This window comes from Agrobacterium bohemicum (assembly GCF_001562555.1).
Lineage (GTDB): Bacteria > Pseudomonadota > Alphaproteobacteria > Rhizobiales > Rhizobiaceae > Agrobacterium > Agrobacterium bohemicum.
The window spans coordinates 237,209-260,680 of record NZ_KQ961027.1 but is presented as its reverse complement, the minus strand read 5'-3'; the positions used below and the strand labels follow the sequence as shown (position 1 = coordinate 260,680).

The window sequence follows — 23,472 nt, the reverse complement described above, 5'->3', positions numbered from 1 at the left end:
CATTCACGCTTTGAAAGACTAATTGTTCACTTTTTGTTCCTATTTCAGCAAAGAGTCAACAAGCTTTCCTGTGTCCTGTGGATAAGACGAAGGACGCCTGTTGAGAGGTCAGCGCCCTGCCACGGGGCGCATGGCCACGCCAGAGAAGGCACCTGCAGCCACGCGCTGTGGTAGCGTCAGTTTTCCGGCTGCGTAATACAGCAGGAAAGAACCAATCTGATAGGCAAAGATAATGTCGATTTCCACGAAAGAGCGAACGACGAACAGTGCGCAAAGAGCAAAGAGGATAAGCCCCTGCGGATCACGGTTGCGGACCAGCACCGAACGCAGGTGCCCTAAGAGCGTGCCGTAAAGAACGATAGCCAGCAGCGCCAGGCCAACGAAGCCATTTTCCACGACGGTTTCAATATAGGTGTTGTGGAAGTGAAAACCGCTGCGCGTGGTGATGAAGAAATCGTCCCATAAACGCTCGGCATCATAAAAGCCCACAACCCAAAAGCCCTGGTAGCCGACGCCCAAAATGGGAGATGCTTTCGCTGCCTCGATGCCCTGCTGCCATAGATAGGTGCGCCCTGTTAGCGTCGAGTCCTTGCCGAAAATGCCCAGCACCGCATCCAGCAAGCCAAATTGCAAGGCCACCACGACGAGAAGGCCACCGACGCCCACCAGGGCAAGAAAGATCATCTTGCGATTGCCGGGAGACAACATACCCATGGGCATGAAGCCGATGATGAGCGCAACTACGGCAGCCGTTGTAATCACCGACGTAGCCGATTGCGATGCAAGCAGGCAATAAGCGGAAAGCAGGCCTGCCATTCCGGCGATGCCAAGCCAGATCATGTCGCGCTGGCGCAACACCAGCACCGATGACGCGGCAAAGATGACTCCGAGAGAAGCGTAAAAACCAAGCTGGTTTTTGGAAGAAAAAGCACCGACGAAACTGAACGTGCCATCCAGCGCATCAAAAAGATAAATGCCGAACAGCATGGAATACAAGAGAACCACGATAATGCCGATGAGAGCACCGCGGGTCAGTGTCGTGATCGAGATGACGCGCATGGCGATGAGTGCGCAGACGATATGCGTCATATATTGAATGGAGGCGCGCATGGTGGTGGACATGGCATCCGACCAGAAGCTGGACAGAACGGCCAGAATGCCAAAACCGAAAATCCAGAGATAACGCGTATAATTGCCCAGTACCCGGCGGTAATCCACAACGATGAGCGGAAACCACACGGCGTAATAAGCAAGAATGGAAACCATGCCAAACTTGGATGAATAGGCGAAGACGAAGAATGACAGCGCCACCCCTGCCATTCCATAAAGGCCGTTTCTATCCGGGTCGATCAGGGCTGATTTGGCAATCCGCATGCGGACCTCACTGCATCAGAACGTCTGATGACACCTTTATCACATCCCCGGGCTGAACGGGTGTGGTTTCGTCCGCCTTGATTTCTTTCGACTGGCCGCCTTCTTCACGGACGATGACATAGGTAATCGATGCAGATTTGCCCGTTGGATCGAAGCGGATGGCTTCTGCCGACTGCGCCAGCGCCTCGGACATCAACTCGCGGCTTGTGCCAAGCTGCAGGTTGAGCTTCTGCAATTCGGCCTCGGTGTCCTGCAATTCCTTGGAGCGCTGGGCCACCCAGTCGTTGCGAAGATTGATCTCGTCCTGCATCGCCTTGTTGATATCCTGCTTGGCGCGCAACGACGACGTATCGATATCGAGGAGCGTGGACTCCACTTCGGCAGCCCGCTCTTCGGCGGAAATACGCCTCTGGGCAAGGGCAAGCCCCTGCTCGTTCAACCGGTTTACTTTTTCCTTGTCCTCATTGGCCAGTTGCAGCTGACGGTTCTGAGTCTCGGATTTCTTTTGCAGGGATTCGACTTCCGTTTCCAGAAGCTGCCTGAGATCGGTCAGCGCCTTCAACTGAAGCGTATAACGTTCGCTACGCGACTTCATGAGAGCATTTTCGCTCTCCAGGAGAGCATCGATGTTCAGGATTTTTTCAAGTGCTGGCGTCTTTGCTATTTCCGTATCACCGCGCACCTCTGCCTGAAGACGTGCTTGCCTTGCCAGAAGGCGGCCTCGCTGGTCATCATAGACGGCGGCATCGCCACGCGCATTGATAAAATCGCGTGCAAAGCGCTGGCCGGCATCGGAACGGCGCAGTCCGCCAGCAAGGCTGACGGCCTTGAGGACCGTAACGTTGGGCGCATAAGGATACTCGCCGGGTGTCTGCACGTCGCCTGTCAGGAAGACAGGGCGGAATTGAGCAATCTCGACAGAGGCGGATGGAAGATTGCGAAGCGCGAACTTGCTTTGCAGCTGCGCGCCAATTTCTTCGCCCACCTGACCCGTTGTTTTACCGGCCACGTCCAGCTGGCCGATGAACGGAAGGGAGAGAGAGCCTGATACGCCAACCGAATAATCACCGTTGATGACGTCCCAGTTACGGATCGTACCATCGGCAGGCTGCCATTCGGCAACGCGGATGCGAAGCTTATCGGCAGTGCCCAGAAGATATTGCTTTTCCTGCGCGGATGCATGGAGGGGACCGAGGAGAACCAGCGATGCTGTAACAGCAAGCGCAAAAAACTTGCGTGACGCGACATTCTTAGAAAAACCGGTGGCAGTGCCAACCATCTTGAACTCCATATTTACGACCGCAAAACCGCGACCGGATCACGACCAGCCTGGGGGCCGGTCGCAAATGCCACGCAGTGTGGCCGCAATATCATTTTGTCAAAAACGCCGAGCCAGGCAATTGGTTCAGTAGCTGCCGCGGGACATGCAAACTGCGGGAATGGTTTTTACGATTATAGAAACATCCTGCATCATGGACCAGTTGCGCACATATTGCGTGTCGAAATCAACGCGCTCCTTGTAGGACACGTCGTTGCGACCGCTGATCTGCCAGAGGCCGGTCAGACCTGGGCGCGTGCTAAGATAATAGGAAGCAGCGCTTTCATAGTAGTTCAGCTCTTCGTCCACGACCGGGCGCGGGCCGACGACGCTCATTTCACCACGGATGATGTTGATGAGCTGCGGCAGTTCATCAAGGCTGAGCTTTCGCAGAACGGTACCAATAGCAGTGACGCGTGGATCGTTCTTGAGTTTGCGTGTGGCTTTCCATTCCTCGGCAGCTTCTGGATTAGCTGCAAGGTACTGACGCAGGACTTCATCGCCGTTCATCACCATGGTGCGGAACTTGAGGCAATGGAACATGCGTCCATTATGGCCAACACGGCGGTGCCCGTAAAATGCGGGACCACGGTCAGAGAATTTTACCATAGCCATGATCATCAAAAAGATCGGGCTAAGAATGAGGATTGCTAGCAGGGCTGACGAAACGTCAAAGCTGCGTTTAGCGATTCCTCCGATTGGAAAGCTCAGGTCGGTATCGTCTGAGCTACTAAGCGGCGAAACAGCCGATCGAGTCGCGGACTTCATAGAGGAAACTCCATTTATGTTTTGCGATGGTCGGTACCCGTTGGGCGCATCAATGAGACTAGATGAGACAGCAAGGCTGTGACCAGAATTTGATGGTTTTGAATTTTTTGTGAGGCAGGGCGCCTTAGTCTCGGCTGGGCTGGACCTCAGAAATACTCACAAAAGAACTGTCGACAATATTAATCGATTGAACAACAACAACGAGGCCACCTGCCGTTTGCTTCACGCTTGGAAAGCTTGTGTCTACTCATGTATTGGCAGGAGCATTACATTGGATGTAGTCTTATAGCGTTCTCCGCCAAGGCATGATTCCAAGTTCATGTCGGCAAAAACCAAAGCTTAAAAGCCCGAAAAACCTATTGTGCACCGCAATAAAATTGCGGCAACGCACACTCAAAAAGACAAGCAATGTCTGTATTTTTATGAAGAAAAATTAATCTTGTCTGCGCAATAGCCGGTTTCCGTGGCAAAACTAGACGCAATCGTGACCCAAATATGGCTAAATAATGGCATATTGAATTTGCATAGCTCTTAATAATACACGGCGAGTTCTCATATGCGCTGAACAGCCTTTACGCCAATGAAATAAGCGTGATTCCTTTCCCTCTTTTCCCAATTTCGAAAATCAAAGCTATGCATGAAAACAGACGAGTGCATTTAAGGTGCACTATATGAGGCAAAAAAAGAGCCGCCATTTGCATGGCGGCTCTTTGCGATGATGATATTGGCTTGAAACTATGCCGCACGTCGGTCGTGGCGGCCCTCTTCGACCTCCTCGACGATCTTTGCAACGAAGGCGTCGAGGTCATCTGGCGAACGGGATGTTACGATACCCTTGTCACAAACGACTTCCTCATCTTTCCAGATGCCACCCGCATTTTTGACGTCCGTCTTGATGGAGCCATAGGACGTCATCTGTCGGCCCTTTACAGCGTCCGCCTCCACCAGCAGCCAAGGTGCGTGACAAATCGCGGCGACGACTTTGCCGGACGCAACAAAGTCACGAACCACACGCATCGCGCTGTCGTCGGCTCTCAAAACGTCGGGATTGATCTGACCGCCTGGGAGAACGAGCGCATCGAAGTCTTCAACACGAACGTCTTTCGCGAGAAGATCGACGCTGACGGCATCGCCCCAGTTCTTTTCATCCCAGCTTTTGATTTCGCCGTTTTCGATCGACGCGATTTTCACGTCGGCACCTTTGGCTTTCAACTGGTCATAGGGGACGCGCAGTTCTGAACGCTCATACCCATCAGTCGCAAGAATAACGATCTTAGCAGCATTAATTGCTGTCATGTCTTTTCTCCTGTTATTGGATTTATTAAAGTCGGAGGCTCAAGTGGCCTCGTCGGAATTCACGGAGGGCAAGAAAAACTCGACATCTTCTATCCGAGCTTTTTCCAGCACCGCGATTTTCTCCTGCCAGAAGCGTTCCGCCTCCTCAGGTTCACCGTCGTACTGACGAACAAATGTTTTATTGTCGTCGATCATCACCTGACGGGTACCGCCAAGCAGCATGTATTCTTCCGCAAGCTTACGCGTTTCGGTCTTTTCCATGTCTTGTCTCCATTGACGGAACCTAGCGAGGTTGGAGAGCACCGGATGGGTGAGAAGCTCGTCTGCCATTTCGTTGGCCATCAAGAGAAAACGGAAAAATCCTGATGTTCTTCGGCACCATCGCGTCCGTTTGACACGGTGCGTCTCCTGCCAAATGAACTCTCCCCTTGGACAATGGTTCCTAAAAAATAGATTTCTAATGTCAGGGAACGATCAGGAACCTATGGTTTCAATCTGACCTATAAGGCGCCGAGCAGACAAGAGCGAGCTTCCGGTTGCCGCCACCATTTGCGGCAAAACCAGCCACTCCAGCATCCATGCCGCACCCGAACGCTCCTGCTCATGCACCATGGATTGATGCAGTGCCGACACCTGCACGGCGTTGAAGCGCGCGAGCGCCACCAGCGTTTCTGCCAGCACAGGGTTCTGCTTATGCGGCATGGCAGACGAGCCACCGCCGCCTGAGAGACGGATTTCTTCGCCAAGCTGTGCCAGCAGAGCGACGTCTTGTCCGAATTTTCCGAGAGACCCCGTGATGAGGGACAGGATATGGCCGAAATCAGCGATGACATCACGCTGGCTCTGCCATTGCCTGACATCGGACAGATCGAGCCTTTTGGCGAGTTCAGCGCGAACCGCGTCTCCCTTGTCCCCAAACTTTTCCAGAGTACCGGCGGCCCCGCCAAACTGAAGCGCAAAGCCATGATGCGTGAACGTTACAAGGCGCTCTCGGTGCCGCTTCAAGGGTTCAAGCCATGTCAGTACCTTATCGGCAACCGTCATGGGGATGGCGGCCTGCATGCGGGTGTAGCCCATAAGAGGCCGGGCACCGTCTCGCTCTAAAAGGCTTTCCAACCCTGCAATGCTTGCGGACAAGCGCACTGCGACAATTTCAGTGGCTGTTTTCAAACGCAACATCAGGCTGGTGTCGATGACATCCTGGCTGGTCGCACCGAAATGTACCTTTGCCGCAGCCTCCCCTTTCACGACAAGCCGCAACTGCCGTACCAGTTCAGGGATAACCACACCGTCTTTCGCGACACCTTTGCGCAAGGCGTCTCCATCGATCAATACGCTTGCAATGCCCGCAACGATTTGCGCGGCATCCTCTTTCGAGATCACACCCGTTGCGGCTTGCGCCTGCGCCAACGCACATTCAAACCGCAACATCGCGGCGACATCAGCTTCTGCCGAAAATAGCGCGCCGATTTCAGTATCACCAAAAAGGCCGGCCAAAAACGGATGCTCGAAAGGGGAAAAGCTCATTTTACATCTCAAATGTCGAAGAAGACCGTTTCGCTGTCGCCTTGAAGATGAATGTCAAAGCGATATGCGCCCTCTCCTTCCTTCCTGGCGATCAACGTTGCGAGCCGTGGCTTGTGTTCGACGCGGGCCAGAATGGGGTCGGTCGCATTGGCATCGATTTCTTCCGGAAAATACATGCGCGTGTGCAGGCCAATATTGATGCCGCGTGCCACGATCCAGAAGGTGATATGCGGCGCCATCCAGCGTCCATCTTTAAATGGCACCTTGCCCGGCTTGATCGTTTCAAACACGAACTCGCCCGTGTCCATATCGCCGGGCGACCGGCCCCAGCCGGAGAAGTTCGGATCGGCCGTGCCGCGTGTTTCGCTTGGGCTGTTATAAAGCCCATCCGCATCCGCCTGCCAGATTTCGATAAGCGCATCCTTCAGCGCGTTACCGCCACCATCGTATACTGTGCCGCGAATGGTGATGCGCTCGCCGTTGGCACTCTCATTATATAATGCGCCCGAGCCCAGATCTTCGGCGAAGATGCCGTTGATACCGACGAAGTTGGGCGTACAGCCAATGTGGACATAAGGACCGGCGGTCTGTGAAGCGCTTTCCTTGAAGTAATGAAGTGGCTGAACCATTCAATTACCCTCCATGCGGTTTTCAAAAAGGGTGGACCGACGACCGCGCAGCACGATGTCAAATTTATAGGCGCGCATATCCATGGGAATGGCATTGGTCATGTCCAGTGCTGCGACCAACCGCTCGATGGCCTGCTTATCCGGGATCGTTTTGACAATCGGACATTGCCAGATCATCGGGTCCCCTTCGAAATACATCTGGGTGATCAGGCGTTGTGCAAAACCATGACCGAAGACGGAAAAATGGATATGCGCCGGACGCCAGTCATTCACACCGTTGGGCCATGGGTAGGCTCCGGGCTGGATAGTCTTGAACCAGTAATAGCCATCCGCATCGGTGACGGTGCGGCCAACGCCACCGAAATTCGGATCGACCGCTGCCAGATAGCTCTCCTTCTTGTGGAGATACCGCCCGCCGGCATTGGCTTGCCAGAATTCCACCAGCGCACCATCCACACCCTTGCCGCGCTCATCGAGAATTCGACCATGGACCAGAATACGCGGGCCAATCGGCATTTCGCCGGGGCGGGCGTAATTGAGGATGAGATCATTATCCAGCGGGTTGAGCATGCTATGGCCGAAGACAGGGCCGGTGATTTCGCTTTTGGTCGATTCCAGTGAAATGAGGGCACGTTGCGGCGAGCGAAGAACGGAGGTCTTGTATCCCGGCGCGAAAGCGGGCGGGTGAATGCTGCGGTCTCGGGCAAAAAAAGGTCCAGTTTCCGGCGGTGTGTTGGTCATTTCTTTTCCTCCTGCAACGCGGCGGCCCGCATCTCCGCAAGCGTATTCTTGGCAATTTTGAAAGCATGGTTGGCGGCGGGAACACCGGCATAAATCGCAACATGCATCAACGCTTCGCGGATATCCTCTTCCGTTGCACCGGTATTGGCCGTGGCACGCACATGCATGGCCACCTCCTCATCCTGACCCAACGCTGCCAGCAGAGCAATCGTCACCATGGACCGCTCCCGCTTCGTCCACTGCGTGCCCGACCAGACGTTGCCCCACGCGGATTCGGTGATCAGTTGCTGAAAGGGTTGATCGAATGGTGTCGCTGCCGCCTGTGCGCGGTCAACATGGGCATTCCCCAATACCTCGCGACGGGTTTTCATTCCGGCATCGAACCTGCCGTTCTTATCGGTATCGGCCATGCGTCAAAACTCCGGCAAGGATTTGAGAAAAGCCTCGGCAGCAGCCGCATAGGCAACAGGCTGCTCCAGACAGGGTATATGCCCACAATCTTCTATGACGGCGATGCGACTATCGGGGATCAGAGCCGCAAGCTCACCGACCAGTTCCGGCGGTGTCGATCCGTCGCCATCGCCAGCGATGCAAAGCGTCGGCACCGCAATCTGTCGAGCCAATTCGGTAAAATCCGCGTCGCGAATGGCAGCACAGGCGGCGGCATAGCCCGACGCATCCTGACGGGCAAGCATGGTGCGCGCACCGAGATAGGCGGCATTGTCTAAGCTGCGAAATGCGGGGGTAAACCAGCGCTCCATCACACCATCCACCAGCGGCGCGATGCCATCACGTTCAATCTTGCCGATGCGATCGCTCCACATCTCGGCGGTGCCAATCTTGTGAGCGGTGTTGCTGAGGATGAGAGCGCGCGTAAGATCAGGGCGACGTGCGTAAAGTCCCTGAGCAATCAAACCGCCAACGGAAAGGCCCCAGACAATGGCTTGTTTTACGGAGAGGTGATCCAGAAGTGCAGCGAGGTCATCGACGTGATCGTCTATGGAATAAGGTGTGTTCCCCGTGTCTGACAGACCATGGCCGCGCTTGTCGTGCAAGACGTAAGCGTAACCATCTCCAAGGGCATCCATGACCGCATTCCAGATACGAAAATCAGTCCCCAGCGAGTTGATAAAAACGATGACCGGCCTAGCCCCATCCAGACCGATTGCGCGGTAGTGTATCGCCCGCTGATCGCACAATAAAAATTGCATGCGCATTCCTCCCGCCGGCGATATTGCAAGATGAGATTGGTTAAGTAAAATGAGTTTTTCACGGCTACACATAACCAATAGATTATGAATTATGATCGACGCACGTTTGAAGTTTCGTCACATACAAACTTTTGTAGAGGTTGCACGCCACAAAAGCGTTGCGCAAGCGGCAGCAGTTTTGCGCATCAGCCAGCCCGCAGTCACGAAAACGATCCGTGAGTTAGAAGGAGTGCTCGGCGTTTCGCTGCTGGAGCGCGATAGCCGTGGCATCAAGGTCAGCCGTTACGGCGAAATATTTCTGAAACATGCCGGGGCAACGATGACCGCCCTAAGACAGGCTGTGGATTCAGTTTCGCACGACGCAACCAAGGTGGGGCCGCCAGTGCGGATCGGTGCGCTGCCGACTGTCTCCGTCAACATCATGCCAAAGGCCATGTTGAGTTTTCTGAAGGGAGAGACGGGCAGTACGGTCAAGATCGTCACCGGTGAGAATGCGGTTCTGCTGGAGCAATTGCGGGTCGGGGAACTGGATCTCGTCGTCGGGCGCCTCGCGACGCCTGAAAAAATGAACGGATTTTCCTTCGAACACCTCTATTCTGAACGAGTTCGCTTCGTGGTGCGCGCAAACCATCCGCTGCTCGCTGCAAACACATCCATCTTCGAGCGGCTGCATGAATTTCCGGTTTTGACGCCGACATCCAATTCCGTCATCGGCCCGGTGGTGGATCAGTTTCTGCTGGCCCATGGTGTGGCACCGCTGCCAACGCGGATAGAAACGGTATCGGATGCGTTCGGCAGAGCATTCTTGAGAATAAGCGATGCGATATGGATCATATCCGAGGGAGTGGTGGCGGCAGATATTGCCGATGGGACGCTTGCAATGCTGCCACTGGATACCGCCGACACGAGCGGCCCCGTCGGATTGACAATGCGTGCAGACACGCAGCCATCCCTGCCACTGGCGCTGCTCATACAGACCATCCGCGAGAGCGCAGACGCGCTCTGACGCATGTCAAACCAGCATCCCGCGCAGTTCAGCTTGCACCCCGAGCAATGGCGGAAGATATCGTTCGACCAGAACATCCATGGACGCGGCCGTTGCGGGCAATCCAACATTCAGCGCCGCGACAGTCTGGCCGCGCATGTTTAGCAGAGGCACGGCGATGGAGCGCAAGCCCACCTCGACTTCCTGATCGATCAGGGCGTAACCCCGGCTCCTGGTGATTTCCAGTTCTGCCAGCAGTGCCACCATATCGATCAGGGTGCGCTCCGTTCGCGCCTCAAGGTGGGAACGCTCCAGAATGCTTTGACGTCCGGAGATATCCAGAGCCCCGAGCAAAACACGCCCCATCGATGTACAATAGGCGGGCAGGCGCGAACCGGGCATGAGCGCAATGGACATGACCCGACGTTGTGCGGCACGCCCGACATAGACGATTTCTGTTTCATCGAGAATGGAAACCGAAGTGCTCTGGCCGATCCGTTCCGAGAGTTGATCGAGCAACGGTTGAACGATGCGTGGCAGCGGCATGGTGGCGAGACAGCCGGTTCCCAAACGAAGGACTTTCGGCGTTACGGTAAAAAACTTCCCGTCATAGGCGGCATAACCAAGCTCAGCCAAGGTCAGAAGGCAACGCCGGGTCGTTGCGCGGTCCAACATGGCGATTTCGGCGGCTTGCGAAATGGAAAGTCGAGGATGCTCGGCACTGAACGCCTCAATGACTTTGAGACCTTTGGCGAGTCCGCCCATCAAATCCCTCTCACTTGCCATCAGACACCGATTTTGTGCGATAATCGAACAAAAGTTACATACCGCACAAAAACCTTGCAGTCCAGCACCATTGGGAATTACCAATCATCTCATTGGAAGAGCATCTGCTGGAGGCACCATGGACAAGACAATCAAAAGCGCAGCGGCGGCTGTTGCCGATATCGGCGATGGCGCGACCGTCATGATTGGCGGGTTCGGCGGCTCTGGAGCGCCAATCGAATTGATCCATGCGCTGATCGACAAAGGATCGAAAAATCTCACTGTCATAAACAACAATGCCGGCAACGGGCGCATTGGAATTGCGGCGATGATCGATGCGGGCATGGTGCGCAAAATGATCTGCTCGTTCCCGCGTTCGTCCGATCCACGCGCCTTCACCGATAGATATCTGGCAGGCGAAATAGAGCTGGAGCTTGTGCCGCAAGGAACACTGGCTGAACGCATCCGCGCAGGCGGTGCAGGCATTCCGGCGTTTTATACGCCGACCGCCTACGGAACGGAGCTTGCCGATGGCAAGCCAATCGGTGAGTTCGATGGACGTCATTATGTGCAGGAGCGCTGGTTGAAAGCGGACTTCGCAATCGTCAAGGCGCATCTCGGCGACACGCAGGGCAACCTGACCTACAGCAAGGCGGGCCGGAACTTCAATCCGCTGATGTGCATGGCAGCGGCGACGACGATTGCCCAGGTTTCAAAACTCGTTCCCGCAGGCGAGATCGACCCTGAACAAGTCGTGACGCCGGGAATATTCGTCAATGGCGTGGTCGAAATCAACGATCCGCAACAGGAAGAAGTCCTGATCCGCGCAGGAGTGGCCTACGTATGACCGATACCCAAGCTCTCAACGCATTCGAAGACATCAAGCTGTCCAATGCCCAGATCGCATGGCGGGCGGCGCAGGACATTGCCGATGGTGCCTATGTCAATCTCGGCATCGGTTTTCCGGAAATGGTCGCGCGCTATCAGCCACCCGGGCGCGAGGCGATTTTCCATACGGAAAACGGCATTCTGAATTTCGGAGAAGCACCGCCGGAAGGTGAGGAGGACTGGGACCTGATCAATGCCGGCAAGAAGGCCGTTACGCTAAAGCCAGGTGCCGCGTTTTTCCACCACGCCGATAGCTTCGCCATGGTGCGTGGCGGGCATCTGGATGTCGCCATTCTCGGTGCCTATCAGGTTGCTCAGAATGGCGATCTCGCCAACTGGCGGGTCGGCTCCAAAGGCGTTCCCGCAGTGGGTGGCGCTATGGATCTCGTTCACGGCGCCAAACAGGTGTTCGTCATTACTGAGCATGTGACGAAGAAAGGTGAGCCAAAGCTAGTGGAGAAATGCGCATTTCCGCTGACAGGCGTTGGCTGCATTACCCGCATTTACACGAGCCACGCGGTGGTGGACGTCGTGGATGGCGGCTTCGTGTTACGGGAAAAACTGCCGGGCATGAGCGTTGAAGACCTGCAGGCCATGACCGGTGCCAAGCTAAACACCGACGGCCCGGTGGCCGATCTCGTCGCTCCCCAATTGTGAGGCACAAAATGACCGACGTCTTTATCTGCGACTACATACGCACACCCATCGGCCGCTTCGGTGGCGCGTTGTCTTCCATACGGGCCGATGATCTTGGGGCCGTTCCCATGAAGTCATTGATAAAGCGCAATGCAGGCGTCGATTGGGAGGCAATTGACGACGTGATTTTTGGCTGTGCAAACCAGGCCGGTGAAGACAACCGCAACGTTGCCCGCATGTCCTTACTCCTGGCCGGGTTGCCGGTTTCCGTAACGGGCACGACCATCAACCGTCTTTGCGGTTCCGGTATGGACGCCGTCATTACGGCAGCCCGCGCCGTCAAATCCGGCGAGGCGGAACTGATGATAGCGGGGGGCGTGGAAAGCATGAGCCGCGCGCCCTTCGTTATGCCGAAGGCAGACGCTGCTTTCTCACGCAATGCCGAGATTTACGACACAACCATTGGCTGGCGCTTCGTCAATCCCGCGATGAAGGCTCTCTACGGGGTCGATTCGATGCCGGAAACTGGTGACAATGTCGCTCTCGACTACGGCGTCTCCCGTGAAGATCAGGACGCATTTGCAGTGCACAGCCAGCAAAAGGCAGCAGCGGCACAAGCCAATGGTAGACTGGCGAAAGAGATAACACCGGTCAGCATTCCCCAGCGCAAGGGTGATCCTGTCATCGTCTCCAGAGATGAACATCCACGCGAAACCAGCCTTGAGGCACTAGCGAAATTGAAGCCCGTCAACCGCATGGAAGGCGCAACTGTCACCGCTGGAAACGCATCCGGCGTTAATGATGGTGCAGCAGCTTTGATCATCGCCTCGGAAGCCGCAGCGAAAAAATATGGCCTGACACCTGTTGCCCGCATTCTTGGTGGTGCCACCGCCGGGGTTCCCCCACGCATCATGGGCATCGGTCCCGAGCCCGCGTCCCAAAAGCTTCTGGACCGTCTCGGCTTGAGGCAGGAAGCTCTTGACGTCATCGAACTGAACGAGGCTTTCGCTTCTCAGGGGTTGGCCACATTACGCCAGCTTGGCATTGCCGGTGACGACCCACGTGCCAACATCAATGGTGGCGCGATTGCGCTTGGTCATCCGCTCGGCATGAGCGGCGCTCGTATCGCCGGTACTGCCGCACTGGAACTCTCGCTGACCGGCAAGAACAGGGCGCTTGCAACGATGTGCATCGGTGTCGGCCAGGGAATCGCTATTGCTCTCGAACGGGTTTAAGCCAGCCTCGTCACCGCAAGCGCTAGATGGTTTGCGGTGACGGCTTACGGAATGGGTACCGGGTTTGCCAATGCGTTTTTCAACGTCTCGCTCATGGGCATTTTAATGCTGACCCCTAATTCGGGAATCGAATCCTCGAACCAGCGCTTGTATATATCTGGCATCTCAGGGCTTTTATAGATTTCGCCAAGGGCCTCATTCGCAGCGGATGCGAATTCCGTGTCGTTCAGGCGCATCATGAAGCCAACAGGCTGGAAATCCGTAACCTTCTCCGTCGAGATGCGATATTCCGCCGGGTTCTGGCTTTGTGCGATCATCGTGCTGAGCAAGACCTCGTCCATCGCGAAGGCGGACACGCGCCCATCCGTCACCATGTCAAACGCACCTTTCAACGTGTCCGCAGGTACAACGGAAATGTTGAGTTTTCTCGCGCGGTTGATTTCGTTGATGTCATTGACGTTGACTGTGCCAAGCGCAACACCGACAGATCGGCCTTTGAGATCGGCTAAAGTTTCCAGCTGATTTTTCGCTAAGGACACATAGCGTGTCGCGCCGTAAAAATGACTTAGGGAGAAAGTCGCGCTTTTTCTTCTCTCAACGGTATTGGTGCTGGCATTGCATTCAATGTCGATACTACCGTCGTTGAGCAGTTGAACGCGATTGCTGGGCGTCCGCGGCACGAATTCGATTTGGATATCATCCATTTTGAGCCGCGTTTTCAGCTTCTCAGTGACGCGCCTGCAGAGATCGATGGAATAACCGACGACTTGTCCATCTGTTGTCGTGAAAGAGAATGGCGCGGTCACGCCGTAGCCGATCCTGATTTTCCCCGTCTCCTTGATACGTTCCAGGGTGGGTTTCGTAAAATCCGCAGCAGCGGAATCGAGAGCCAGCGCCAGCAGCGCCGTATTGAGTATCAAGAGCTTTGAGAGAAAGCGCCTCATTGCAGGTACTCCTTCGGGTCATGAAACGCCGCCCTTAGTTCCTGCGACATCGGAAGGTTGAAGTTGCGACCCTGCGGCGGTATCGGAGACATGAACCACTTGTCATAGATACGGTTGATCTCCCCACTGACGAACAACTGCCGCAGCGCATCATTCACAACCGTGTTGAACGGGCCGTCGCCCTTGCGCATCAATATTCCATAGGGTTCCGGCGGGCCGAACGTTTCTGACGAGATCATGTAGTCGTTGGGTGACTTGGAGAATGCGACATGTGCGGCGAGCAAGACGCCGTCCATAACAAAGGCCGTCGCCTTGTTGCTTTCGACAAAAGCAAAGCCATCTGAATTCTGTCTCGCCAGCATCACCGAGATATTGAGCTTGTCAGCGCGATTGATGGCCTGCAACTGATCGATATTGACCGTGCCGGTGGTGGAGGCGACAGTGCGCCCCGCCAAATCTCTGATGCTCTTCACGTCGCTCGATTTTTTCGCCACGAAACGTGTTGCCGTGATGAAGTGCGGGTAAGAAAATGAAACCTGCTCTCTGCGCTCGGCATTGTTGGTCGTCGCACTGCATTCGAGATCGATTTTACCGCTTTTAACTAGGAGAAACCGCGTGGCAGGTGTTGCATTGACATATTCTATATTGAGCTTGTCCAGTTTCAGCTGGGTGCGGACATGGTCTGCAATATAATTGCACAGTTCAACCGTGTATCCGATCGCACCACCATCGGCTGATTTGTAAGCGAAGGGGACCTCATCCTCGCGAAATCCGATGGATATCGTTTTGGTGCGGGCGATCTTGTCCAACGTGCCGCTGTCTTGAGCCTGCGCAAAGGACGTTGCGTTGCTTCCGATCTGAAACGGGGATGCAACCATGAATGCGCTACCAAGCACGACTTTCAAAAGCTTTTTATTCACACATAAAAACTGAGGATATCGCATTGTTTCACGCTCCTAGCGATGACACCTTCCGGGGATAAAAATCACGATACGTATGCTGAAGATCTTTTATTTTTGCAGGCCGCCCCAGAAAGTACCCCTGCCCGAGCGTACAGCCAGCGGACCGAACGAACTGAAGCTGAAATTCGGTTTCGATACCTTCTGCTGTCGTCTCCAGTCCGAGGCTGCTTGCAAGCTGAAGCAGACTGGCGACCACTGCCCGGCTCTCGGCCTTCTCTTCGAGATGCATGACGAAACTGCGGTCAATCTTTATCTTTGTGACCGGCAGCGAAAGAAGATAGCTGATGCCGGAATAACCCGTGCCGAAATCGTCGAGTGCGATGCCGACGCCCAACGCTCGTAGATCGGCAAGCATTTCAAGGCATTCCAGAGAGCATATCTGCACGCTTTCCGTCAGCTCCAATTCCAGCCGACTTGCGGGAAGACCGTGTGTGAAAAGTGCAGTTTTCACCTTTTTGGCAAAGTTACCCTGTTGCAACTGTACAGGAGAAACATTGACCGCCAGAAAGGTATCCGGGGGCAGGCTTGCGGCATCTGAACAGGCTCTGTTCAAAACCCACTCGCCAATTGCAACGATTTGCCCGGTCTTTTCCGCAACAGGAATAAAATCTGCGGGTGAAACCCAACCCAATTTCGGATGTTGCCAGCGCAAAAGAGCCTCGAACCCTACAGGGCCGGAATTCGATACATCGAATATCGGCTGATAATGCAACTCGAACTCACCGTTGCGCAAGGCGGTGTCGAGATCGTGCTGAAACACGTGACCGCGTTCTCCGGACATTTCCATGCCCTGCTTGAAAAAACGGAACGTGCCACGACCCTCGGATTTGGCAGCGTACAGGGCGATATCGGCCTTCTTCAGCAGTTCGGAAATTTCCGCGCCGACGGTGGTTTCGGTGCAGATGCCGATGCTGGTTCCGACGGAAACCTCTTTGCCCAAGAGGACAAAAGGTCTGGCAACCGCCCGGATGATGGCAGAGGCAAGCTTGCTGGCTTCCACCAGCGCGTCCTTGCGCACGACCTGAAGAACGGCGAACTCATCGCCTCCAAATCGTGCGGCAATATCTCCCGGACGCATCAGCGAAAGCAGCCTTTCGGAAAAGGAAACGAGAAGCGCATCACCGCTGGCGTGACCAAAGCCATCATTGATCGATTTGAACCTGTCGAGATCGAGCAGCATGACGTTGAAGCGCTGGCCGCCCTGCTCCAGCTCGGCAATCATTTCCTCGAGCTTCTTGCCGAAAAATGCACGGTTTGGCAGTCCAGTCAAAGCGTCATGATGTGCAAGATGCTCCATATGTTTCGCAACATCCCGCACCTGCCGCAAATGCTCGCGCTCGACAACAGCCTCTCTCAATGTTTCGATGGCGACGGCAAAGCGACCGATTTCGTCGTGACGGTTTTGAAAAGGCGTGACAGACCGCGTGTCGTCTCGGGCAATGCGGCTGAGAGCGCCGACAAGTGCCGGAACCGGCTTGAAAACCTTCCGCATGATCAACGTCACGGCAGCACCGGTCAGGATGAGAATGGTCACGAGCAGCAGGACTGAATTGAGCAGCAGCTTGTTCTGGCTTTGCTGAAGAGCGTCCGCCTCACCAATGGTGGTAACGAGCGCGCCTTGAAGTTCGCCTTTCGGATTGACCACAGGCACATAGGCAATGAAATGACGGACATTGCCCACGCCTGCAAATCCAACGAAGAATTGGCGTGGATTGGTGTAATCGGGAAGGGAAAGGTCGATACCAGTGCCCGAACCGAATGCCTCGGCCGAACTGACAAAGGCCTGCGGCCCGGTCGATTTCTGAAACAGCCAGATATTGTTTTTCGTCTGCGAGGCAGCAAGACCGAGAACATCTGCCGGGTTGAATCCGGTGTCCAGTATCGACGCATCGTCACCAAGGGGGCGCTCGCTGATGATCTTGGTGATCTGACCATCATCAGCGCTCTCAATCGCGATAAACGTGTAGATGGAGCGGATCGCGGAGCTTGTCACTTGCGCGTTCAACTCGGCTTGACGACGCCATTGTTCAAGCGAGTCCCGCTCGACCATGACCCAACCGATCGTTGCACCCATAACGTAGGCAAGGACGACGCTGGATACGAGGAAGACATTGATTTTCCAGAAGAGCGAATGGTACCACACAAGCCGATTTTGGCCCGCGTTCAAATCGCCAACCTCCCGTTCGTCCTTGTTTACGCAATCGACCATTGTGGCCCGTAACCTCTTCCGCGAAAGCGTAAATGCTTACGGGACATGCCTTAACTCATGCTTTAAAAGGACTTCATAAATCGCTGTTAGCCACAACCATTCCGAGACATAGAAAACAAAGTCTAAAAATATGCGTACAAAACCGGGGGAAGCGTTGCGAAACTGGCGCAGTTTATATCGCTGCGCCAGCCTTTGTTACTTCAGCGCGCTTCCGGCATGGGGCCGACGTATTTCGATTGCGGGCGGATAAGCTTTCCCAGATGTTCCTGCTCCAGTATATGCGCGGTCCACCCAGCCATTCGCCCGGCGGCAAAGACGTTGGTGAAACTTTCACGCGGAAACCCTACTCCCTCCAGAACCAGTGCCGTGTAAAACTCCACATTGGTTTGCAGCGGGCGTAGAGGTTTCTTTTCGGCTAGGAGCGCCAGCGCCTCTTTTTCAACAGCTTCGGCAAAGTTTATACGCCCGCCACTGTCACGAAGCCCGGTAACAGCCTGCTTAAGCACATCGGCCCGTGGGTCACGAACGCGATATATGCGATGGCCGAAACCCATCAGCCTTTCCCCTCGCACCAGCGCGTTCACCAGCCAGGCCCGTATGTTGCTCTCATCGCCGATCGCATCGAGCATGTCGAGGACAGGGCCGGGCGCACCGCCGTGCAATGGACCTTTCAGGGCACAAAGAGCGCCGACGACGGATGAAAATACACCCGCTTTTGTCGACGCGATGACGCGGGCGGTAAAAGTGGAAGCATTCAACCCGTGGTCGGCCACAGTCACAAGATAAGTATCGAGTGCCTTCACCTTTTCAGCAGGAGCATTCTCGCCATGCAACATATGCAGAAAATCCGCCGCATGCCCCAAGGTGGTGTCAGGCGCCACCGGCGCAAGCCCCGCGCTTCTTCGAGCAATGGCTGCGGCGAAGACCGGCACGGCAGCTACGGCTAGGACGTGGTGTGCCAGTGGCTCCGCATCGGGCATTGACGACAATAACAGCCGCAACCCCTCGACTTGCGAAAGGTTGTCCGTTGCCGGTAGAAGCGTTTCAATGAGGCGAAAAGCATGGACACGCGCTTGCGCAAGCGCGACGCGGATTTCCGCCTCAGTATCCTCATGGGAGACAAGCCCTTGCCAAAGCAAGGCAAGAACAGCCTCGAAGCTCCAGTCGGACAACTGTTCGAGGTCATATCCCCGAACAATCAGCCGTCCCGCCGCACCATCGACATGGCTGAATATTGTTTCGGCAGCGATGGTGTTTTCCAAACCGGGACTGACTGGGTCTGAAACCAGAGTGAGTGCTGTCGAGGTTTTCGATTGTATGGTCATGATATCCTCATGGGTTGACTTCCCCAAGGATGATGTTTCAATCAATATAATCAATCTTGATTCATTCAATCAACATCGAGATAATGACCGGACAGGAAAAGTTCATCGATGCCGCAAGCCGCGTCGCAAGCCCTCGGCATCAGCCGCGCGACGCTCTATGCCTATGTCAGTCGTGGCCTTGTTCGCACGATCGCAGGGCCGGACGATCCACGCCGTCGGCTTTACAGCAAACACGACATAGACCAGTTGAGCAGAAACAAATCCGTAGGCAGAAAACCACGCGAGGTGGCAGCAACGACCCTCGACTGGGGTTTGCCTGTGCTGTCCTCCAGCATTACGCTGATTGAAGATGGTCGGCTTTTCTATCGCGGACACGATGCGGCAAAACTCGCCGAACACGAAACGGTTGAGGGTATAGCACGGCTGCTTTGGGCTTGCGGTGACCATGACCCGTTTGCAAAACCGGTGACCGCGACGTGGGATGCCTCGCTGCTTAATCTGACAGCGGGCTTGCCGTTGACCGAGCGTTGTCAGGCGCTGCTGGCGTTTGTCGATGTCGGCAGGATGACAGCGTGGCAACGCAACAACAGCACGCTGTGGCCAGGCGCTGCCACTCTGTTGCGATCGGTAACGGCGGCCATCAGCAACAGCCAGCCCAGCGCTTTGCCCACGCACCTTCATCTGGCCAAGGCCTGGAATCTCGATACACACAGTGCAGACATTATTCGCCGCACACTGGTACTGTTGGCGGATCACGAACTGAATGCGTCTGCCTTCGCCACACGCGTGGTGGCGTCCACCGGCGCATCACTCGGGGCATGCCTCGATGCAGGACTTTCAGCGCTAAGCGGACCGTTGCACGGCGGCATGACAAGCCTCGTTGAAATTCTTTTCGACGAAATCGAAGACGCCAAAGATGCAGCCGACGTCGTTGAAAAGCGACTTCGGCGTGGTGATGTTCTGCCGGGTTTCGAGCATCCCTTGTACCCCGGTGGCGATCCAAGAGCCGCCGCCCTGCTTCCCCTATTGCGACATAACGAAAAGCGTCAGTCGCTTATAGGGACAGTGGTTGAAACCACCGGGAAGCTGCCGACGATCGATGTTGCGCTGGTGTCGATCCGCCGTGAGTTGGGACTCCCGATAGGTGCGGCACTGGCGCTCTTCGCGAACGGTCGAACGGTTGGCTGGATTGCGCATGCGCTCGAGCAGTTTGAGGAGAAAAAGCTCATCCGTCCACGCGCACATTATGCAGGCCCACAACCGGCAGGTACATGAGTATAATTGTTATGACGAATATGTGTTGAAGATCACATATTTCGTGCGCCCGGCATGATCGCTCGACTTGCCAGCATCAGCAATGACTGCGATGAAACTGTCTTGACGTTACGGGAGGGTTTCGTATGACCACGATGACAGAGGCAAATATCAGGCTGGGCGCTATTCTCGCCGAGGCTGAAAATCAGCAGTCATCGCTCAGCGTTGCGAAGCTCGAAAGTAGCGGCCTGGTACCAGACTCGATCGAAACAGGCATGGCCGCACAGGCGATTGCAGCAGGTGCGATCGGCAAGGAAATTGGCGGCTGGAAGATCGGCGTCAACAGCGGCCGAGCCATCGCCGCCCCTCTTCTCGATGTTTATGATACAAGCATCGACACGCCATTCGAAGTGCCAAAACCCGGAACGGTGGGTGTTGAGATCGAGATTTGCTTTGTCCTTGCAAATGACATTCCTCCTCCAGCTACCGGCCAAGAGTATTCCCGTGCCGATATATTCTCGCATATCGCATCCGTGCATCTGGGAGCCGAACTTGTCAGCTATCGGCTTGTGGAAGAAAACAAAGCGCCTTTCCCGCTGTTTCTTGCGGATCGGCTTGGCAATCATTCCTTTGTCCTTGGTCCGGAAATCGACATCGCGGCTTTGGAACGCGTGGCCAATCAGGATGCGACGCTGCCCGCGTTGGTGGTCGAAGGCAACGGCGATGTGCTGTTCGCGGCGGCTCCCAAGCACCCGCAGGCCGATCCTGTCGCGCCGCTTATTGCCTATGCCAATGCACCACTCGACCATCTTGGCGGTTTGAAGCGCGGTCAGATTGTGACCACCGGTAGCCTTTGCGGCTTAATCCGACTATCCGGGCAGACAGCTATCAAAACCTCATGGGACGGCATCGCTGACATGGCGCTGAACCTTCCAGCGTGAATGCTGCAGCGCACCCCTGACTTTTCACAGGGCGCGGAAACCCCTCATCACTGCTACACTCGAACCTGAAGAAATTGTCTTTGAACAGTTTTAACAGGAGATATTTCGATGGCGCAGTCGATCATGAACGCTCTTGGCAAACCGCTTTATTACAGCGACACATCCACCGGATTTTTTTCGGCAACAGGATCAGGACCTGACCTTTACGGCACTGCCAAGAATGATTCCATGTGGGGTGACAGCGGCGTCAACGTGACAATGCATGGCGGCACGGGTGATGACATTTATTACCTGTATTCCACCATCAACCGTGCGGTCGAATCGTCTGGTCAGGGCACAGATACCATCAACACATGGATGAGCTATACGCTTCCTGGGAATATCGAAAACCTGATCGTCACGGGCGATGGCCGGAACGCTTTCGGTAATTCTCTCGATAATATCATCAGTGGCAGTTCCTCAAAGCAAACGATCGATGGTGGCGCGGGCAATGACGTTCTGACCGGCGGCGGCGGGGCAGACACCTTCGTTTTTGCCAAGGGCAACGGCACGGATCTGATAACCGATTTCGGTCGTGACGATATCATCCGACTGGATGGCTACGGCGTCACATCCTTTGATCATCTCGTCAGTACGTCGACGCAAAAGGGCGCGAACCTTTGGCTAAATTTCGACAATGGCGAGAGCGTGGTGCTTGCCAACACGACCGCCGACAGCCTCAGCGCCGATCAGTTCAGGCTGACGCTGGACCGTTCAAAGCTGACATCGACATTTTCAGATGAGTTCAACTCGCTATCCCTGAGCAACGGGCAAAGCGGCGTCTGGGAGCCAAAATTCTGGTGGGCAGGCGAAGAGGGCGGCAGCCTTCACACCAACTCCGAAAAACAGTGGTACATCAACCCCGCTTATCAGCCGACTTCATCCGTCAATCCATTTTCCGTTCAAAATGGCGTTCTGACAATTACGGCGGCAGCAACACCGGATGCGATTTCTGATGCTGTGAACGGGTATGACTATACATCGGGCATGTTGACCACTCACCCGTCTTTCTCGCAAACCTACGGCTATTTCGAAATTCGGGCCGACATGCCGAGTGATCAAGGCGCATGGCCTGCGTTCTGGCTTCTGCCGGAAGACGGGAAATGGCCGCCGGAGCTGGATGTCATCGAGATGCGCGGGCAGAACCCGAACACGTTGATCCTGTCTGCCCATTCCAACGCATCGGGCCAACAGACGTCGACCATCAACAACGTCAACGTCACGAGTACAGAGGGCTTCCACAAATACGGGCTACTCTGGGATGAAGACCACATTACGTGGTACTTCGATGACGTCGCAGTCGCCCAGGTTGATACACCGACAGATATGCATGACCCGATGTATATGATCGTCAATCTCGCCGTCGGCGGCATAGCTGGAACACCCACAAACGGCCTACCCAACGGCTCGCAGATGAAGATCGACTATATACACGCCTACTCCATCAACGATCCTGCCGTTGACGCCGTGTCTCAGCCGACTGCATCGGATCATCTGCTGGTCTGAGATGATCCGATGACCGGAAGCTTTGGATCGACTACCAGAGCTTCACATGTCTGTTGACGTCCTTGTAAAGCAGGTAGCGGAAACGGCCGGGGCCGCCAGCATAACAAGCCTGCGGACAAAAGGCGCGAAGCCACATGAAATCACCGGCTTCGACTTCCACCCAGTCATTGTTCAGCCGGTAGACAGCCTTGCCCTCCAGTACGAAAAGCCCATGCTCCATGACGTGGGTTTCCATAAATGGAATGGTCGCGCCCGGCTCGAAGGTGACGATGTTGAGGTGCATGTCATAGCGAGCGTCGGCAGGGTCGATGAAGCGCGTCGTGGCCCACTTGCCATCCGTCTCTGGCATGGCAGACAACTCGTGCTCGTCCTCATGCGTGAAGATCGCCGGAGGTAACTCGAGACCCTCAACGACATCGAACACTTTGCGTACCCAGTGGAACTTGGCAGGAACGGACCCAATACCCTTGATCGTCCACGCATGCCCGGCAGGAATATAGGCAAAGGAACCAGCCCGCATCGCATGTTGCTGGCCATCATGCTCGATGGTCATCTCGCCATCGACCACGAAGATCGCAGCCTGCGCGCGTCCGTCGGGCTCGGGCTTTTGGCTACCGCCACCGGGCAAAACTTCCATGACATATTGTGCGAACGTCTCGGAAAATCCCGTCATCGGACGGGAAATGATCCAGGCACGCGTGTCAGTCCAATGGGGAAGGACACTGGTGACGATGTCAGACATCACGCGCTTTGGAATGACGGCATAGGCCGTCGTGAAGGTGGCCTTGCTCGAAAGAAGCTCGGTCTGGCCGGGAAGCCCGCCAAAATCAGAATAATACCGCTTGTTTTCCATGATGCACTCCAAAGGCACGATACGTCGCAAATGCTGTAGAGCCTTTTTCCATCAAATGGAATCGCC

At 55.2% G+C, this 23,472-nt stretch carries 23 protein-coding genes; 7 read left to right on the top strand and 16 right to left on the bottom strand.

The window, feature by feature from the left end; translation table 11 throughout:
• Nucleotides 1–108: 108 nt before the first annotated feature.
• The 10 genes from ATO67_RS10440 to pcaD form a co-directional block, all read right to left on the bottom strand.
• The gene (locus ATO67_RS10440) at nt 109–1,374 is read right to left on the bottom strand and encodes an O-antigen ligase family protein (RefSeq protein WP_067648060.1); all 1,266 of its coding nucleotides are present in this window, start codon (nt 1,372–1,374) and stop codon (nt 109–111) included.
• Nucleotides 1,375–1,381: 7 nt separating this feature from the next.
• Complete coding sequence (locus ATO67_RS10435; RefSeq protein ID WP_106404937.1) at nt 1,382–2,653, bottom strand: polysaccharide biosynthesis/export family protein; 1,272 nt, start codon at nt 2,651–2,653, stop codon at nt 1,382–1,384.
• Nucleotides 2,654–2,779: 126 nt separating this feature from the next.
• Entirely contained in the window at nt 2,780–3,460 is a 681-nt protein-coding gene (locus ATO67_RS10430) for a sugar transferase (protein ID WP_067648054.1), read from the bottom strand.
• 735 nt (nt 3,461–4,195) lie between these two features.
• Complete coding sequence (locus ATO67_RS10425) at nt 4,196–4,756, bottom strand: type 1 glutamine amidotransferase domain-containing protein (protein ID WP_067648051.1); 561 nt, start codon at nt 4,754–4,756, stop codon at nt 4,196–4,198.
• Between the two features lie 39 nt (nt 4,757–4,795).
• Entirely contained in the window at nt 4,796–5,017 is a 222-nt protein-coding gene (locus ATO67_RS10420; RefSeq protein WP_067648048.1) for a hypothetical protein, read from the bottom strand.
• A 213-nt stretch (nt 5,018–5,230) separates the two neighbouring features.
• Entirely contained in the window at nt 5,231–6,283 is a 1,053-nt protein-coding gene (locus ATO67_RS10415; RefSeq protein ID WP_067648045.1) for a 3-carboxy-cis,cis-muconate cycloisomerase, read from the bottom strand.
• A gap of 8 nt (nt 6,284–6,291) precedes the next feature.
• Nucleotides 6,292–6,912 carry a protocatechuate 3,4-dioxygenase subunit alpha gene (gene pcaG, locus ATO67_RS10410; protein WP_067648042.1) on the bottom strand — a complete coding sequence of 207 codons (621 nt, stop codon included), beginning with the start codon at nt 6,910–6,912 and terminating at the stop codon, nt 6,292–6,294.
• The gene (gene pcaH, locus ATO67_RS10405; protein ID WP_067648039.1) at nt 6,913–7,653 is read right to left on the bottom strand and encodes a protocatechuate 3,4-dioxygenase subunit beta; all 741 of its coding nucleotides are present in this window, start codon (nt 7,651–7,653) and stop codon (nt 6,913–6,915) included.
• Nucleotides 7,650–8,063 (bottom strand): 4-carboxymuconolactone decarboxylase, encoded by a 414-nt coding sequence (gene pcaC, locus ATO67_RS10400; protein WP_067648036.1) that lies wholly within the window; start codon nt 8,061–8,063, stop codon nt 7,650–7,652. Before pcaC ends, pcaH begins: the two co-directional genes overlap by 4 nt.
• Nucleotides 8,064–8,066: 3 nt before the next feature.
• Nucleotides 8,067–8,864, bottom strand: coding sequence for a 3-oxoadipate enol-lactonase (gene pcaD, locus ATO67_RS10395; protein ID WP_067648033.1), 798 nt, complete (start codon nt 8,862–8,864; stop codon nt 8,067–8,069).
• Between the two features lie 91 nt (nt 8,865–8,955).
• On the opposite strand from pcaD, the gene pcaQ reads away from it, so the two are divergent.
• Nucleotides 8,956–9,870, top strand: a complete 915-nt coding sequence (gene pcaQ, locus ATO67_RS10390; protein ID WP_067648028.1) for a pca operon transcription factor PcaQ — start codon at nt 8,956–8,958, stop codon at nt 9,868–9,870.
• 6 nt (nt 9,871–9,876) lie between these two features.
• On the opposite strand, the gene ATO67_RS10385 is transcribed toward pcaQ, so the two are convergent.
• The gene (locus ATO67_RS10385) at nt 9,877–10,638 is read right to left on the bottom strand and encodes an IclR family transcriptional regulator domain-containing protein (protein ID WP_103088223.1); all 762 of its coding nucleotides are present in this window, start codon (nt 10,636–10,638) and stop codon (nt 9,877–9,879) included.
• A 115-nt stretch (nt 10,639–10,753) separates the two neighbouring features.
• On the opposite strand from ATO67_RS10385, the gene ATO67_RS10380 reads away from it, so the two are divergent.
• From ATO67_RS10380 to pcaF, 3 genes are read left to right on the top strand one after another with little or no spacing between them, the layout of a single operon-like run.
• Nucleotides 10,754–11,461 carry a 3-oxoacid CoA-transferase subunit A gene (locus ATO67_RS10380; RefSeq protein ID WP_067648022.1) on the top strand — a complete coding sequence of 236 codons (708 nt, stop codon included), beginning with the start codon at nt 10,754–10,756 and terminating at the stop codon, nt 11,459–11,461.
• The gene (locus ATO67_RS10375) at nt 11,458–12,159 is read left to right on the top strand and encodes a 3-oxoacid CoA-transferase subunit B (RefSeq protein ID WP_067648019.1); all 702 of its coding nucleotides are present in this window, start codon (nt 11,458–11,460) and stop codon (nt 12,157–12,159) included. The genes ATO67_RS10380 and ATO67_RS10375 overlap by 4 nt, the downstream gene beginning before the upstream one ends.
• 8 nt (nt 12,160–12,167) lie before the next feature.
• On the top strand, nt 12,168–13,373 hold the full coding sequence (gene pcaF, locus ATO67_RS10370; RefSeq protein WP_067648016.1) for a 3-oxoadipyl-CoA thiolase: 1,206 nt from the start codon (nt 12,168–12,170) through the stop codon (nt 13,371–13,373).
• 44 nt (nt 13,374–13,417) lie between these two features.
• Here pcaF and ATO67_RS10365 read toward each other — a convergent pair whose 3' ends face one another.
• The 4 genes from ATO67_RS10365 to ATO67_RS10350 all read right to left on the bottom strand — a co-directional run bounded on the left by ATO67_RS10365 (nt 13,418) and on the right by ATO67_RS10350 (nt 18,813).
• On the bottom strand, nt 13,418–14,317 hold the full coding sequence (locus ATO67_RS10365) for an amino acid ABC transporter substrate-binding protein (RefSeq protein WP_106404934.1): 900 nt from the start codon (nt 14,315–14,317) through the stop codon (nt 13,418–13,420).
• Nucleotides 14,314–15,195: an amino acid ABC transporter substrate-binding protein gene (locus ATO67_RS10360; RefSeq protein WP_067648312.1), complete on the bottom strand. Its 882-nt coding sequence runs from the start codon at nt 15,193–15,195 to the stop codon at nt 14,314–14,316. Before ATO67_RS10360 ends, ATO67_RS10365 begins: the two co-directional genes overlap by 4 nt.
• Before the next feature lie 70 nt (nt 15,196–15,265).
• On the bottom strand, nt 15,266–17,488 hold the full coding sequence (locus ATO67_RS10355; RefSeq protein WP_067648013.1) for a bifunctional diguanylate cyclase/phosphodiesterase: 2,223 nt from the start codon (nt 17,486–17,488) through the stop codon (nt 15,266–15,268).
• Nucleotides 17,489–17,688: 200 nt separating this feature from the next.
• The gene (locus ATO67_RS10350; protein ID WP_067648010.1) at nt 17,689–18,813 is read right to left on the bottom strand and encodes a citrate synthase/methylcitrate synthase; all 1,125 of its coding nucleotides are present in this window, start codon (nt 18,811–18,813) and stop codon (nt 17,689–17,691) included.
• A 108-nt stretch (nt 18,814–18,921) separates the two neighbouring features.
• On the opposite strand from ATO67_RS10350, the gene ATO67_RS10345 reads away from it, so the two are divergent.
• From ATO67_RS10345 to eglC, 3 genes are all read left to right on the top strand, one after another.
• A complete protein-coding gene (locus tag ATO67_RS10345) occupies nt 18,922–20,088 on the top strand; it encodes a citrate/2-methylcitrate synthase (protein ID WP_067648007.1) in 1,167 nt (388 codons plus the stop codon).
• A gap of 125 nt (nt 20,089–20,213) precedes the next feature.
• Nucleotides 20,214–21,008 carry a 2-keto-4-pentenoate hydratase gene (locus ATO67_RS10340; RefSeq protein ID WP_103088150.1) on the top strand — a complete coding sequence of 265 codons (795 nt, stop codon included), beginning with the start codon at nt 20,214–20,216 and terminating at the stop codon, nt 21,006–21,008.
• Between the two features lie 108 nt (nt 21,009–21,116).
• A complete protein-coding gene (eglC, locus tag ATO67_RS10335) occupies nt 21,117–22,553 on the top strand; it encodes an endo-1,3-1,4-beta-glycanase EglC (protein ID WP_067648004.1) in 1,437 nt (478 codons plus the stop codon).
• A 31-nt stretch (nt 22,554–22,584) separates the two neighbouring features.
• Here eglC and ATO67_RS10330 read toward each other — a convergent pair whose 3' ends face one another.
• Nucleotides 22,585–23,406 (bottom strand): bifunctional allantoicase/(S)-ureidoglycine aminohydrolase, encoded by an 822-nt coding sequence (locus ATO67_RS10330; protein ID WP_067648304.1) that lies wholly within the window; start codon nt 23,404–23,406, stop codon nt 22,585–22,587.
• Between the last annotated feature and the right edge of the window lie 66 nt (nt 23,407–23,472).